Source organism: Staphylococcus sp. IVB6181 (genome assembly GCF_025561445.1).
Taxonomy (GTDB): domain Bacteria; phylum Bacillota; class Bacilli; order Staphylococcales; family Staphylococcaceae; genus Staphylococcus; species Staphylococcus simulans_B.
Map to the genome: position 1 here is coordinate 511,740 of NZ_CP095096.1, position 14,978 is coordinate 526,717.

General features: G+C 40.6%; 10 protein-coding genes and 3 pseudogenes. 12 read left to right on the top strand and 1 reads right to left on the bottom strand.

The genetic code is table 11. From position 1 onward, the window contains the following. Positions 1-74: 74 nt before the first annotated feature. Both MUA90_RS02200 and allB read left to right on the top strand, forming a co-directional pair. Positions 75-1,568, top strand: a pseudogene (locus MUA90_RS02200) (putative allantoin permease). After that, positions 1,558-2,919 carry an allantoinase AllB gene (gene allB, locus MUA90_RS02205; RefSeq protein WP_262588056.1) on the top strand — a complete coding sequence of 454 codons (1,362 nt, stop codon included), beginning with the start codon at positions 1,558-1,560 and terminating at the stop codon, positions 2,917-2,919. The pseudogene MUA90_RS02200 and the gene allB overlap by 11 nt, the downstream one beginning before the upstream one ends. A gap of 57 nt (positions 2,920-2,976) precedes the next feature. Here the strand turns inward: allB and MUA90_RS02210 are convergent, their stop codons facing one another. Then, positions 2,977-3,792: an alpha/beta hydrolase gene (locus MUA90_RS02210; RefSeq protein WP_262588058.1), complete on the bottom strand. Its 816-nt coding sequence runs from the start codon at positions 3,790-3,792 to the stop codon at positions 2,977-2,979. Between the two features lie 190 nt (positions 3,793-3,982). On the opposite strand from MUA90_RS02210, the pseudogene allC reads away from it, so the two are divergent. The 10 genes and pseudogenes from allC (at position 3,983) to MUA90_RS02260 (ending at position 14,878) form a co-directional block, all read left to right on the top strand. Beyond that, positions 3,983-5,215: pseudogene (gene allC / locus MUA90_RS02215) on the top strand (allantoate deiminase). A gap of 24 nt (positions 5,216-5,239) precedes the next feature. Next, positions 5,240-6,028 carry a (S)-ureidoglycine aminohydrolase gene (gene allE / locus MUA90_RS02220; protein ID WP_105994681.1) on the top strand — a complete coding sequence of 263 codons (789 nt, stop codon included), beginning with the start codon at positions 5,240-5,242 and terminating at the stop codon, positions 6,026-6,028. A gap of 17 nt (positions 6,029-6,045) precedes the next feature. Continuing rightward, positions 6,046-7,076 (top strand): annotated as a pseudogene (gene allD / locus MUA90_RS02225) (ureidoglycolate dehydrogenase). 108 nt (positions 7,077-7,184) lie between these two features. Next, positions 7,185-8,234, top strand: coding sequence for an ureidoglycolate dehydrogenase (gene allD, locus MUA90_RS02230; RefSeq protein ID WP_262588061.1), 1,050 nt, complete (start codon positions 7,185-7,187; stop codon positions 8,232-8,234). Between the two features lie 15 nt (positions 8,235-8,249). Beyond that, positions 8,250-10,001 carry an acyl-CoA synthetase FdrA gene (locus MUA90_RS02235; protein ID WP_262588062.1) on the top strand — a complete coding sequence of 584 codons (1,752 nt, stop codon included), beginning with the start codon at positions 8,250-8,252 and terminating at the stop codon, positions 9,999-10,001. After that, positions 10,001-11,266: a YlbE family protein gene (locus MUA90_RS02240; protein WP_262588063.1), complete on the top strand. Its 1,266-nt coding sequence runs from the start codon at positions 10,001-10,003 to the stop codon at positions 11,264-11,266. The genes MUA90_RS02235 and MUA90_RS02240 overlap by 1 nt, the downstream gene beginning before the upstream one ends. Then, positions 11,263-12,036: an oxamate carbamoyltransferase subunit AllH family protein gene (locus MUA90_RS02245; RefSeq protein WP_262588065.1), complete on the top strand. Its 774-nt coding sequence runs from the start codon at positions 11,263-11,265 to the stop codon at positions 12,034-12,036. Before MUA90_RS02240 ends, MUA90_RS02245 begins: the two co-directional genes overlap by 4 nt. A 7-nt stretch (positions 12,037-12,043) precedes the next feature. Continuing rightward, on the top strand, positions 12,044-12,982 hold the full coding sequence (gene arcC, locus MUA90_RS02250) for a carbamate kinase (protein WP_262588066.1): 939 nt from the start codon (positions 12,044-12,046) through the stop codon (positions 12,980-12,982). Positions 12,983-13,120: 138 nt separating this feature from the next. Further along, positions 13,121-14,341 carry a CynX/NimT family MFS transporter gene (locus MUA90_RS02255; RefSeq protein ID WP_262588067.1) on the top strand — a complete coding sequence of 407 codons (1,221 nt, stop codon included), beginning with the start codon at positions 13,121-13,123 and terminating at the stop codon, positions 14,339-14,341. A 159-nt stretch (positions 14,342-14,500) separates the two neighbouring features. Beyond that, positions 14,501-14,878 (top strand): iron chaperone, encoded by a 378-nt coding sequence (locus MUA90_RS02260; RefSeq protein ID WP_232167902.1) that lies wholly within the window; start codon positions 14,501-14,503, stop codon positions 14,876-14,878. Positions 14,879-14,978: the final 100 nt, after the last annotated feature.

Genomic DNA, 14,978 nt, shown 5'->3' on the forward strand with positions numbered 1-14,978 from the left:
CTGCCCAATGTAAAATTTAAGTTAAAGATTATACGTATAGTCATTATTTATTCCAATTCAAAGGAGATATAGCAATGACGAAACAGGGGCAAAAGCAAAGCGGCACGTTTGATGCGGCTTTCTTTGAACGCAGGGGTTATAACAAGGATGTTATGCCTAAAACATCCGAACAAAGAAATAACACGACATTCAACTTTTTCACGCTTTGGATGGGCGCTGTGCATAATATTCCCAATTATACTGCTGTAGGCGGATTTTTACTCTTAGGACTTTCTCCGTTGCAAGTCATTTTCGCATTGATTTTCAGTTCGTTTATCATTGCAGCGTTATTGGCTGTAAACGGATATGCAGGTTCTAAATACGGCATTCCATTTGCGATGCAATTACGTCAAACGTATGGAGACATCGGGGCAAAACTACCAGGCGTTTTACGTGGTGTAATTGCAGGTATCGGCTGGTTCGGTCTGCAGACCTTTGCAGGTTCGCAAGCCTTACTCATTTTGCTGATTAAATTCTTCCCGGGGTTCGAGCATTTGGGTAATGGTACAACAATCTTAGGTATTACAATACCTGGATTAATTGCATTCTTAGCATTCTGGGCGATCAACTTCGCAATCGGTATCGGCGGCGGAGAAACGCTGAATAAATTTACAGCCGTCTTAAACCCGTTGATTTACATTGTATTCGGCGGAATGGCAATCTGGGGATTTGTGGTTGCCGGCGGATGGCACAACATCATGACGTATGAAATTCATACGAAATCATCAGGTATTATTTATCCGGCTATCCTATCATTCATTTTGATTTTCAACTCAATGATGGGTGTATGGGCTGGACCAGGTTCAAGTGTTGCTGACTTTACACAAAAAGCAGTCTCAACACGTTCACAAATTATCGGACAAGTTTCAGGTATTGTTGTTGCGCACTTACTGTTTGCATTCAGCAGTGTCTTCATTATCATCGGCGGTTCTATCTTCTTGGGTCACCAAGAATGGAATATCTTGACGATTATTAATAACTGGGACAATGTTTGGATGATTTTAATCGCAACAGGTGTATTATTAATGACAACGATATCTACTAACGCGACAAGCAACATTATTCCGGCAGCTTATCAATTAAGTGTATTGATGCCGAAATGAATTAATTACCGTCGCGGTGTTATCTTAGCTTCTGTAGTCAGTATTTTGATTATGCCATGGAAATTAATGGAAAATGAAGATAGTATTTTCGTTTTCTTAAACATGATCGGTGCAATCTTAGGACCTGTTTCTGGTGTGCTGATTGTGCATTTCTACTTAATCAACAGATGCAAGGTAGACATTGATAGATTGTACTTTGATTTAAATGATCCGAATCATAATGGATTAAGATTCAACTTTTCAGCCTATGTGGCAACAATCTTAGGTGTTGTTGTATCACTGTTAGGTTTCATTCCGAAATTCCAAGTCATTTCTGACTTCTCATGGTTTATCGGATTTATCATCGCAGGCGTTTCTTACATTATTTTATATCTTTTAGAGAAGAGATTTAGAAAAAACAAAGGAGAGAAAGCCAATGAAATATGATTTACTAATTAAAAACGGCCGTGTCATTTTAGATGAAGGCGAACAAGAAGTAGAAGTTGCTGTCAAAGACGGCAAAATTGTAAGCATCGGACATGACTTAGGAGATGCAGAAAAAGTAATCGATGCTAAAGGACAAATCGTAGCACCAGGTATGGTTGATGCACACGTACACATCACTGAACCAGGCGGCGGCTACCGCGACAGCTGGGAAGGTTATGAAACTGGATTGAAAGGTGCTGCTAAAGGCGGTGTAACAACAATCGTTGAAATGCCTTTAAACCAAGTGCCTGCAACAACAGATAAAGCATCTTTCGACGAGAAAGTCGAAGCTGGTAAAGGCAAATTGTCTGCAGATGTTGCAAGCTACGGCGGTTTAGTTCCTTATAACTTAGACGGCGGCATTCAAGAGTTAGACAAAGAAGGCGTTGTAGCATACAAAGCATTCTTAGCAACTTGCGGTGACCGTTCTATCGAAGGCGACTTCCAAAATGTGGACGATTACTCACTTTATGAAGGTATGAAACAAATCGCTAAAACAGGCAAAATCTTATCTGTACACGCAGAAAACGCAGATATCACTGACCGTTTAGGCGAAATTGCATATAAAAACGGCGAAACTTCAATGGCAGCATACGTTGAATCAAGACCTGTCTTCACAGAAGTTGAACCAATCCGCAAATTAATCTTATTTGCGAAAGAAACAGGCTGCCGCTTGCACATCGTACACGTTGCATGCGAAGAAGGCGTCAATGAAATCATCAAAGCACAACAAGAAGGTGTAGACGTTACTTGCGAAACTTGTACACACTATCTATACTTCTACAAAGAAGAATTAGATGATATCGGTGCCGTTGCAAAATGTTCACCGCCGATTCGTGAAAAATCACGTTTAGAAGGTATGTGGGATCGTGTTCTTAAAGGCGATATCAACTTCGTAACTTCAGACCACTTACCATGTACACCTGATTTAAAAGATACTGACAATGCATTTGAAGCATGGGGCGGTATCGCTGGTATCCAAAACAACGTGGACATTTTATTCGATGAAGGTGTTCAAAAACGCAATATGCCATTATCACGATTTGCGGAAATTATTGCGGCTGAACCTGCTAAACGCTTTGGTTTAGAAAACAAAGGCAGTATCTCAGTAGGTAAAGATGCAGACTTCGTATTCATTCAACCAGAAACTGCATATACGTTAGAAGCAGATGATTTAGAATACCGTAATAAATTAAGTCCTTATGTCGGACGTACAATCAACGCACAAGTTGCGAGAACAATCTTGCGCGGTGAAGAAACGTACAACTTAGAAGATGGCGTTTCAGAAGACTTCCGCGGTGAATTTATCTAAGGACAATTATATAAGCAAAACAAAAGACCTCCTGCTCTGGAGGTCTTTTTGTTTTGCTTAAACCAATTGGTCTAAGAATGATTTAGCTTGTTGATAGATATCTAGGTTAAAGTCAGAGACTTCTCGGTCAAAATCATGTTCATTATTATCTAAAGCAATGAACGTTGTATCCGGAATCAATCGATCTAAATGCTGCCCTTCGCTGAAAGGAACATCTGGATCTTGTTTGCCATGCACAATAAATGTCGGCGGAAAGCTTTTAAGTGTCTTAGGCATGATGTTGTAAGCAGCATCAGAAGATTGCTGGATGCCAAGCAGATCAAGCCATTGGTTTTGTCCGCGCGCATAAAGGTAAATGAGATAACGTGTCTGCAAATCACCTTGTGTGAGCGGTTCGCTTTGAATCATCTGATTCAATAATTGCGGTGTGATTTGTGCAGACATTGCTTTGTATTGCGGATTCGGACGCAAGAACTGCGGTACATGGAAACGGCTGTAACCGTAAAAGTCTAATATACCTTGAACTTCGCGTTTGGATGCAATCATCAGTGATAAAAATGCACCTGCAGAACGGCCGAAGACAAATATCGGCATGTCAGGATAGTTTGCTTTAACTGCATCGAATTGTGTTAATGCATCTTGAATAATCGTATCAATCTTGCTTTCAGGCGCAAGCCGATAGTCGGCAGAAATGAAGATATAGTCTTCAGTTAAGATATCGATATAGCTTTTCGGCAAATCATCAGGCTGGCCGAAAATCAAACCGCCGCCGTGAAAGTAGAGGATAATGCCTTTTGCTTTATTTTTGGCTGGTGTCGTCAATTGTTTTAATTGGAATTGATCGGGTGTAGTGATTTGAATCGTTTCAGACAACAAGAGCGCCTCCTTTAATTCATCATTGTTTTTAAATTCCATATTTACCCAAAATAATTATCACAAATCTTTTATTGCGCGTATTTGTACAAAATGAATAAATACGCCGTGTTTTCTTGTAGGAAATGTTGATGTAGTAACAAAAGTAAACATTTATAATAGGTAGTGAGATGAAAAGGAGTTGTTGAATATGAACATCCGTTCCTCTTTTGAAGCTTTAGACAACCAATTTACTGCTTACGGCGGTTTAATTGGCGGAGGAATTACACGCTTGCTTTATTCAAATGAATGGCAGCAAGCAGTGCACGCTTTAAAAGAAACATTGGAATCATCTGGTTTTGAAACAAAATTCGACGACATCGGCAATATCACAGGTCGTTTAGAAGGCAGCAAATATCCAGATGAAACAATTGTTTCGGGTTCACATATTGATACCGTTGTTGAAGGCGGTCACTTAGATGGTCAATATGGAATCTTAGCAGCTGTAACAGCTATGAAAGCACTGAAAGAAGAATACGGCCAGCCGCTTCGTTCACTTGAAGTACTAGGCCTAGCCGAAGAAGAAGGCAGCCGTTTCCCATTCGCATTCTGGGGCAGTAAAAACTTCTTCAACCTTGTAGACAAGAAAGAAGTTGAAGAGATTGCGGACGCTGAAGGCGTACGCTTTGAAGATGCGATGAGAGATTCAGGCTTCGATTACAGAAAGCAAGACAATAACCACGATGACATCAAAGCCTTTGTTGAAGTTCACATCGAGCAGGGGAAAGTGCTTGAAACTGAAAACAAATCAATTGGTGTTGTAAACGGGATTGTCGGACAAAAACGTTACACAATTACCCTTAAAGGCGAAGCCAACCATGCAGGTACGACACCGATGGGCTTAAGAAAAGACGCGGTTGTCGGCTTCAGCGAAATCGCTTCTAAATTGACACAACGTGCTAGAGAAATCGGCGATCCGTTAGTACTGACTTTCGGTAGAGTCGATCCTGTACCGAACACAGTAAACGTTGTGCCGGGTGAAATTGTCTTCAGTATTGATACACGCCACATTGATCAAGATGTCTTGAATCAATTCGCAGAAGAAATTTCACAAACTATCCAATCTGTTTCTGAACAAGAAGGTTTAGAATACGACATTGATTTATGGATGGACGAAGCACCTGTACTGATGGATGAAAACTTAGTCGATAAGATTGAGCAATCAGCTGACAGTGTAGTGGGTAAAGACCAATATAAAGTGATGGCATCTGGTGCTGGACACGATTCGCAAATCTTTGCGAAATTCGTACCGACAGCAATGTTATTTGTGCCATCTATCAATGGTATCAGTCATAACGTTGAAGAAGAAACAAACATCTAAGACTTAGTTAAAGGAATCGAAGTATTAAAAGAAGTTTTATATGAATTAGCTTATAAAGAATAATTAATGTAAAAGGAGATTTTAATAATGGGTTACTTAAATCATAATCAAGGTTATAGAGAAGGTTTATTAGAAACAAGAGCAGTGATCAAGAAAGATAATTACGCAGTAATTACTCCAGACGGCTTAGTGAACAACGTTGTTCCTAACTTTGACGACTGCGACGTTACAATTTTAGGTTCACCTCGTTTAGGTGCACGTTTCGTTGACTACTTAGTTACATTGAAAGACCAAGGCGGCAACATGGCAGGATTCGGCGGAGACGGTATCCAAACATTTATCTATGTTGTATACGGAAACATCAATGCTTACGCTGGAGACGAAAAATACGAATTATCACAAGGCGGCTACTTATATGTACCAGCTGACCAAGTGATGAAATTCGAAAACAATAACAACAATGAAGACAGTCGTGTGTTCTTATACAAAAAACGTTACCAACCACTTGAAGGCCACAAACCAGAAGTAGTAACTGGCAACGTTAACAACTTACCCAAAGAACCATATGAAGGCATGAAAGAAGTTACAGTACAAGACTTATTACCAAAAGATATCGCTTATGACATGAACATTCATATCTTAGCGTTCGAACCAGGTGCTTCACATGGTTATATCGAAACACACGTTCAAGAACACGGTGCTTACGTATTAAGCGGCCGCGGTATGTACAACCTTGACAATGACTGGCAACCAGTAGACAAAGGCGACTACATCTTCATGGGCGCTTATGCACCACAAGCAACTTATGCGATCGGATTAGAAGAACCATTCGCATATATCTACTCTAAAGATGCGAACCGCGACATCGAACTATAAGAGAGGGTTTCTAAAACATGAGTGAAGAAAATTTAGTTTACGTTGGCTTTGATGAATTACGCCAATTATTTACAGATAAACTAATGCTTGCAGGTATGCCGAAGAAGTACGCAGATAAAGTTGCGGAACTGATGATGTTTGCGGATGCACGCGGTATCCATTCACATGGTGCCGTGCGTCTGCAATATTACGCAGAACGTACAGCAAAAGGCGGGTTCAATCTAGAACCGAATATCAAGTTTGAAAAACAGGACCATCCAGCGGGATTTACTACGCAGATAATACTGTCGGCCATTACGCTGCTTACCATGCAATGGAAGAAGCGATTAAAATGGCGAAAGAAAACGGTATTGCGGCTGTCGGTGTAAAAGAAATGGGCCATAGCGGTGCTATCGGTTATTACACTAAAATGGCAGCTGAGCAAGGCTTAGTCTCACTAAGTGTGTGCCAATCTGACCCGATGGTCGTACCATTCGGCGGTTCTAAACCGTACTTCGGTACGAACCCTATCGCGTTCGGCGCACCAAGAAAAGACGGCAAAGCCATCGTCTTTGATATGGCGACGACAGTACAAGCGTGGGGCAAAATCTTGGATGCACGTTCTAAAAATCATTCTATCCCAGATACTTGGGCAGTGGATGATAAAGGCGAACCGACAACAGATCCTTATAAAGTAAGTGCCTTGCTTCCGGTTGCCGGACCGAAAGGCTACGGCTTGATGATGATGGTAGACATCTTATCAGGCAGCTTGCTTGGATTGCCGTTTGGACAACATGTGTCTTCAATGTATGAAGATTACAGTGCATATCGTCGTTTAGGCCAATTCCACTTGGTCATTAATCCAAGCTACTTTGGCGACGAAACACAATTCTTGTCCCAAATGGAACAAATGGTTCAAGAACTTCACGACATTGATCCTGCAAAAGGCTTTGATCAAGTTTACTACCCAGGAGAAATACAAGAAGATGTGGAAAGCAAATACAAAGAAACAGGTATTCCGATTCCGCAATCTATCTATGACTATATGAAGTCAGAACAAGTTTACTAATTGAAATTGAATGAGCGGTGCTGGTCGTTGCACCGGCACCGCTTATTTTCTTGATTTTGCAGATTAATAAATTAATAGAATATTCAAATAAGTCAGGAGGGTTTTGTGATGCGTGTTACTAAAAAAGAGCTTTATGAGTTAATGAAAAATAAATTAATGAAAGCTGGCCTTCAAGAAGATGCGGCAAGCGATGTATCAGATGTATTAACATTTGCGGACCATCGCGGTATTCATTCTCATGGTGCAGTACGTGTTGAATACTATGCAGAACGTATAGCAAAAGGCGGCATTAATGCACATCCTAATTATGAGTTTGAAAAAACAGGCCCATCTTCAGCGGTGTTCCACGGCGACAACGGCCCAGGACATCAAGCAGCGAAACAAGCAATGGATAAAGCGATTGAAATGGCGAAAGAAAACGGCATTGCAGTAGTCGGCGTGAAAAACATCAGTCACAGCGGTGCGTTAGGTTATTTCGTAGAAATGGCTGCAGACCAAGATATGGTCGGTATCAGTATGTGTCAATCTGACCCGATGGTTGTACCATTCGGCGGAACTGAACCCTACTTCGGTACAAACCCTATTGCATTCAGTGCACCGACAAATGATGATCGCGTGATTACATTTGATATGGCGACAACTGTACAAGCATGGGGCAAAGTATTAGATGCACGTTCTAAAGGCCAATCTATTCCAGATACTTGGGCAGTAGATGAGAATGGCGAGCCTACAACTGATTCTCGTGCAGTACATGCTTTAGTACCTGTTGCTGGTCCTAAAGGCTACGGCTTGATGATGATGGTAGACATCTTATCAGGCAGCTTGCTCGGCTTGCCGTTTGGCGGTCATGTTTCATCTATGTATAAAGATTTAACAAAAGGCAGAGATTTAGGCCAATTGCACGTAGTAATCAACCCGGCGTACTTCACAGACACAAAACAATTCAAAGCACAGCTTTCTACAATGCTCGATGAGCTGAAAGCACAACCTGCAGAAAAAGGTTACGGCGAAGTTTACTATCCAGGTGAACGCGGCCGCTTGCGCAGTGAAAAATACGACCAAGATGGTATTGAAATTGTTGATGATATCTATGACTACTTAAAGTCAGATGATGTTCATTACGACCGTTATCACGGTAAAAACAGATTTGCAGAATAATAATGGAGGACAGTTATGTTATATACAATTATTAAAGAGAATACGTATCAAGACTCTATTGTATTGATGTTGTTATCGAACAAATTATCAGCAATGGATGGCGTTAACAAAGTATCAATTATGATGGGTACACCCGCAAACAAAGATATCTTCAGAGCTTCAGGTTTCGATTCACCAGAATTAGACGAAGCAAAACCAAACGACATCGTTATCATGATTGATACAGACGATGAGTCAATGGTTGATGAAGTGAATCAACAAGTTGAAGACGAGTTGAAAGGCAAAGGCGAAGATGATAAAGCTGACAAACAACAAGAAGTGTCTAACTGGAACCAAGCGTTAGATAAAGCAAATAATCCGAACCTTGCATTGATTTCAGTTCCTGGACAATATGCGGCAATGGAAGCTGAAACAGCATTAAGAAACAACTTGCATGTCTTCATGTTCAGTGACAACGTACCTAAAGATGATGAAGTACGTTTGAAAGAAATGGCACATGACAAAGGGTTATTAGTAATGGGTCCTGACTGCGGTACAGGTATTATCCACTCATTGCCATTAGCATTCACAAACATCGTCAACAAAGGCGACATCGGTATCGTAGGTGCTTCAGGTACAGGTATCCAAGAAGTAACTACAATTGTTGACCGCGAAGGCAAAGGTGTAACAAACGCAATCGGTACAGGCGGCCGCGACTTATCAACAGAAGTCGGCGCTATCACAATGATGGATAGTATCAAAGCGTTAGCACAAGATCCAGCTGTTAAAGTCATTACAGTTGTTTCAAAACCGCCAGCTAAAGAAGTAGAAGAAAAAGTATTGAACTTGCTTCGTAATATCGACAAACCAGTTGTGACATTATTCTTAGGCCACAAACCAGAATATACTGAAGCAAACATTTACCATGCTTATACTTTAGAAGAAGCTGCACGTGTATCAGTTCAACTTTCTAATGGCGAAAAACCTGAATTCAAACCAGCAACAAAAGCAATCAAAGCTTCATTGAAAGATGGCCAAGACGGCATCAAAGGTTACTACTCAGGCGGTACATTAGCAAGTGAAGCAGCAATGCTTGTTAAAGACGCGTTTGACGGCTTGAAAGATGAAACTACAGAAGGTTTCACTTACAAAGCAGGCAACCATGAAATCATTGACTTAGGTGATGACATGTATACACAAGGCCGTCCTCACCCAATGATCGACCCAGGCAAACGTATCGAAAAATTACAAGAAGCAGCTAAAGACGAAAACACTGCAGTCATCATGTTAGACAACGTGATCGGTTACGGCAGCCATGAAGATATGGCAAGTCAATTAGCACCAGCAATTGAAGATATCATCAGCGAAGCAAAAGCTGCTGGACGCGACATTGCTGTACTTGCGACTGTTGTAGGTACAGAACACGATCCTCAAAACTATGAACAACAAATCAAAACATTAGAAGCAGCAGGTGCACAAATCTGCGAAACAAACGACCAAATGGTACGATCAGCAATCGAATTAACAGGTCATAAAGCTGAACAACCTGAATTGAAAGAAGAGTCATTCGAAGCAACACCGGTTGACTTATCAGTAGATGATAAGATTCTTCAATTAATCAACACAACACCAAGCGTTATCAACGTTGGACTGAAAAGCTTTGCGACAGCAATTGACGAAAGCGGCGCAGACGTTGTGCAATTCAACTGGAGACCGGTTGCTGGCGGAAATGAAAAACTAATGAAAGTATTACAATTCTTAAACAACTTCGAAGGAGAGTCTGTATAATGGGTTACCAAACAATTGATGAAGCAAACCAAGCTGTCATAGATAAAATGATTGCAGCGGCACCATTCCTAGTTGACGTGGTACCTGCAAAAGATAAAATTTCTGAACTGAAAGAGCGTGTTTTATTACATGCCGGCCCGCCGATTAAATATGAAAACATGACAGATCCTATGAAAGGTGCATGTGTCGGCGCTATCCTATTTGAAGGATGGGCAAAAGACGAAGAAGGTGCACGTGAATTATTAGAAAACGACGAAATCACGTTCATCCCTTGTCACCATGTTAATGCAGTAGGACCAATGGGCGGTATTACTTCAATGAACATGCCTGTATTGGTTGTTGAAAACAGAGAAAGCGGCAATGAAGCATATTGTCAAATGAACGAAGGTATCGGGGCAGTATTACGTTTCGGTGCTTACAATGAAACAGTTGTGAATCGTTTACACTGGATGAAAGATGTATTAGGTCCGGTATTAGGCAAAGCGGTTCGTCAAATGGAAGATGGTTTAAACGTTAACGTATTAATCGCAAAAGCAATTGCGATGGGCGACGAATTCCACCAACGTAATATTGCAGCTTCATTAGCATTCTTAAAAGAAGTGGCACCAATCATCTCTGAATTAGAAGATGTTGCGCCTGAAAAACGTACAGAAGTAATTCAGTTCTTAGCAGACACTGACCAATTCTTCTTAAACGTAGCTATGGCTACAGGTAAAGCAATGATGGATGCTGCACGTGAAATCCAACATGGTACAATCGTTACAGCGATGTGCCGTAACGGTGAAAACTTCGGTATCCGTATTGCAGGTATGGGCGACGAATGGTTCACAGCACCTGTTAATACACCGCAAGGTTTATATTTCACTGGCTATTCAGCAGACGATGCGAACCCTGATATCGGCGACTCAGCGATTACTGAGACAATCGGTGTCGGCGGTATGGCAATGATCGCAGCACCAGCAGTAACACGTTTCGTTGGTACTGGCGGATTCCAAGATGCTTTAGCAACATCAGATGAAATGACTGAAATCTGTGTAGGCGAGAACCCTAACTTCTCAATTCCTACATGGGACTTCAAAGGTGCTTGCTTAGGTATCGATGCACGTTTAGTTGTTGAGAAAGGTATCACACCAGTTATCAACACAGGTATTGCACACAAAATTGCAGGCTTCGGAAAAATCGGTGCGGGTACAGTACACCCTCCAATCGAATGCTTCGAAAAAGCAATCACAGCTTATGCTGAAAAATTAGGATTTAATGGATGATTTTAGCAGCACAAGCTATCGGAGCAAGTGCAATTAAGATAATTAACAATACAACAGAACTTAAAGTGCATAGTCGCTTTAATAAAGGTTTTAATGTGGTGGATAAAGATGACAATCTCATCTTTATCGGAACCACAGAAAATGGTATGTTTCCATTTGGAGTTGTAGTCGATGCGTATACAAGAGACCAGTTGCTCGCATCGGTTTCAGTCGGTCAAACGCTGAAAGTCAGACCAACAGCTTTAGCGTTTGATCGTCATCTGCAACTCAGTTTAAATGCTGAAGTTTATAAAGGGAGTCAAAATTTCGAGCAGGCTGATGTCAATGCATTAAAATCAAATATCCAAGCATTTGATTTCAGTGAATATGCCGACGGTGATTTCGACAAAGCTAAAATCCTGTCTGTGTACGAAGCGTTGTCAAACCCACATGGAGATGCGAAGTCTGAATTAACTTATTTGATTGGGCGAGGACAAGGTTTGACGCCCTCAGGCGATGATATATTAGTCGGATTGTTATTCATTCATTTTATCCAGCCTTTCATCACCAAAGCGCATATGGCACAAATTGAACAACTTGTCTCACAACCTTTAACGACATTAGTCAGCCAAACCTTTTTATCTTATGCGATTCAAGGTATTTTTAGTTCTAGATTAACTGATTTGATGGAAGATGCCTCTCAGTCAACATTGAAACAACTCCTCCAAGTAGGCTCATCATCAGGTAAAGACACATTATACGGAATGTATACAGCTTTATTGAAGGAGTGAAAGAAGAATGGGTAAATATGTTGTTTTAGCACTTGGCGGTAACGCAATCTTGCAGCCTGGCCAAGAAACAACTTTTGAAAATCAATATAACAACGTTAAAAATGCAGCGAGCAGAATGGCTGATATTAAAGAAAGCGGCCACCAAATCGTTGTAACACATGGTAACGGACCGCAAGTCGGAAACATTATCGTGCAAAATGAAGCCGCAAAAGATCAAGTTGCGCCAATGCCGATTGATGTGTGCAACGCTGAATCACAAGGTTTCATCGGTTATATGTTAGAAAGTGCACTTAAAAATGATTTGATCCGACGCAATATGGATCCAAGAGTCGTATCATTATTGACTATGGTAGAAGTAGACAAAGATGATCCGGCATTCAAAAATCCATCAAAACCAATCGGTGTGTTCTTCACTGAAGAACAAGCAAGATTGATGGAAGAAGAAGAAGGATTCACTATGGTTGAAGATGCTGGCCGCGGCTACCGTCGTGTAGTACCTTCACCAGAACCGATGGTAATTAACGGTGTAGATGCGATTAAACGCTTAATGGAAGACACTGTTGTTATTTCATCAGGCGGCGGTATTCCTGTATATCGTGATGATAATAATGAAATTCACGGTTTAGAAGCGGTTATCGATAAAGACCGTTCAGGCTTGAAATTAGCTGAACAAGTGAATGCGGATACGTTCATCATGTTGACAGATGTACCGAATGTTTATATTAACTACGGCAAAGAAAATGAAGCAAAACTTGAAACGATTACAGTGGATGAAGCGAAAAAACATGTGGCTGACGGACAATTCCCAGCTGGAAGCATGTTGCCGAAAATCCAAGCTGCTATCGAATTTGCGGAAACAGGCAAAGAATCAATTATTTGCGCATTAGCTGATGCTGTAGAAGCTTTAGAAGGTAAAGCAGGTACACGTATCGTTCCGAATAAATAAGCTTAATCTTTCATGCAAGGGTTGATATGAGATAAGCCATAAAATAAAGTTAAATCAATGAGGTGGGTAGATTTTAAAATCTGTCCTGCCTCTCTCTTTATTTACAAATGAACCTATATAGGAAGAAAGGGTGAGCACATGGCACAGAATGAACTCTACCAAAAACATAGATTAAGAGATTCATGGTTGATTGTTTTAGCGATGGTCTTTGTCGCGTCTACTTTGCGTGCACCATTAACGTCTGTAGGACCGGTCATTGATCAGATTAAAGATGCACTCTCAATCAACAATAGTGTGGCAGGGATTCTGACTACAATTCCTTTATTAATCTTCGGGATTGTGTCTCCATTTGTATCAAAAGTATCATCACGCTTAACAATGTCTAAGACAGTATTCTTTTCTACAATTGTCGTTATTCTCGCTTTAATTATACGTGTGTCAGGAGGCTTTCCGATATTCATCCTAGGGACAATCTTGCTAGGTGTCGGTATTGCATTCGGCAACGTTGTATTACCAAGTTACGTTAAATGGAAATTCCCGCTTCAAATCGGTTTAATGACTGGTTTATACAGCGGTACAATGAACTTTACAGCCGGCTTAGGCGGCGGACTCAGCTTCCCATTATCTCAAGTGGATACATATCGTCTGTCACTTGCATTCTGGTTAATCTTTGCGGCGATTGCGATTGTGCTATGGATTCCGCAAATGCTTTCAGGCACTAAACAAGAGAAAGCTATGCTGGCAGAAGCTGCACAAACAGAACGCAAGAAGTTTAAAATCAGTCGTTCTAAACTCGCTTGGACAGTCGCATTGATGATGGGCTTCCAATCTATGATTTTCTACACAGTTGTCGCATGGGTACCTTCTATTCTAGTAGATAGAGGTGTAGATCAATCTACTGCAGGCTACTTGCTGATGTTAAACCAATTCGCACAAGTACCTATGACCTTTATCTTCCCGATTTTAGCGTCACGTATGAAGAACCAAAAATTATTAGTGACAATCGTTTCCGCATTCTTTGTGGTCGGATTTGCACTCTTCTTCTCACAATCCTTTACATTACTGATTATCGGTATGATTTTAGCAGGTTTCGGTATGGGATCAGGATTTAGTCTATGTATGACATTCTTCTCTATTCGTGCACGTACAAGCGACGGCAGTATTGCCTTATCAGGCTTCGGCCAATCTATCGGTTACTTTGTCGCAGCTGTCGGTCCGTTCTTAATCGGATTCTTGCATGATGCGACAGGCAGCTGGCTATCAGGTATTATTTCACTTGTTGTAATGGGCATCTTATTCTATGTGTTTGCGATGCTGTCTTCAGCTGGTGAAGTAGAAGATGAATTAACTGCTAAGTAAAGAGATAACTCATTATTTTAATAACAAGATATAAGTGAAAGAGAAGCGGTAAAATCGGACAGTATTTTACCGCTTCTCTTTTTATTCCTTTTTCATAAGAATAGCACTTTCTAATACACTCTTTTATAATAAAGACATCAATTGATAAAGGTGGATGACATGGAGAATTTTAATGAATATTTAAACCAAATAGAAGATCCGAAACAAAAAGAAATCATGACGACAGTCTTTAACTTTGTGGATGAAAACTTTCCAGATTTAGAGAAAGTGATTAAATGGAATCAGCCGATGTATACACATCACGGTACTTATATTATCGGTTTCAGCCGAGCAAAAGCACATTTTTCAATTAATCCTGAAGCAGCAGGTATGAAACCGTTTATTGAACGTTTTGACCAAAACGGTTATACGTATACTGAAAATCTGTTTCGTATTAAATGGACACAAGATATCGATTTCGACTTGTTGAAAGATATGATTCAATACAATTTAGAAGATAAAGCTGAGATTACTACTTTTTGGCGTCATTATAAATAAGATTGAAGAAGTTTTGAAGTAGATTTTGAGCTGAATTTATTCTGACTTTAAGTTGATAAATACTATTATAACAAGGTTGTCTAACTCTCAGGCGTCATTA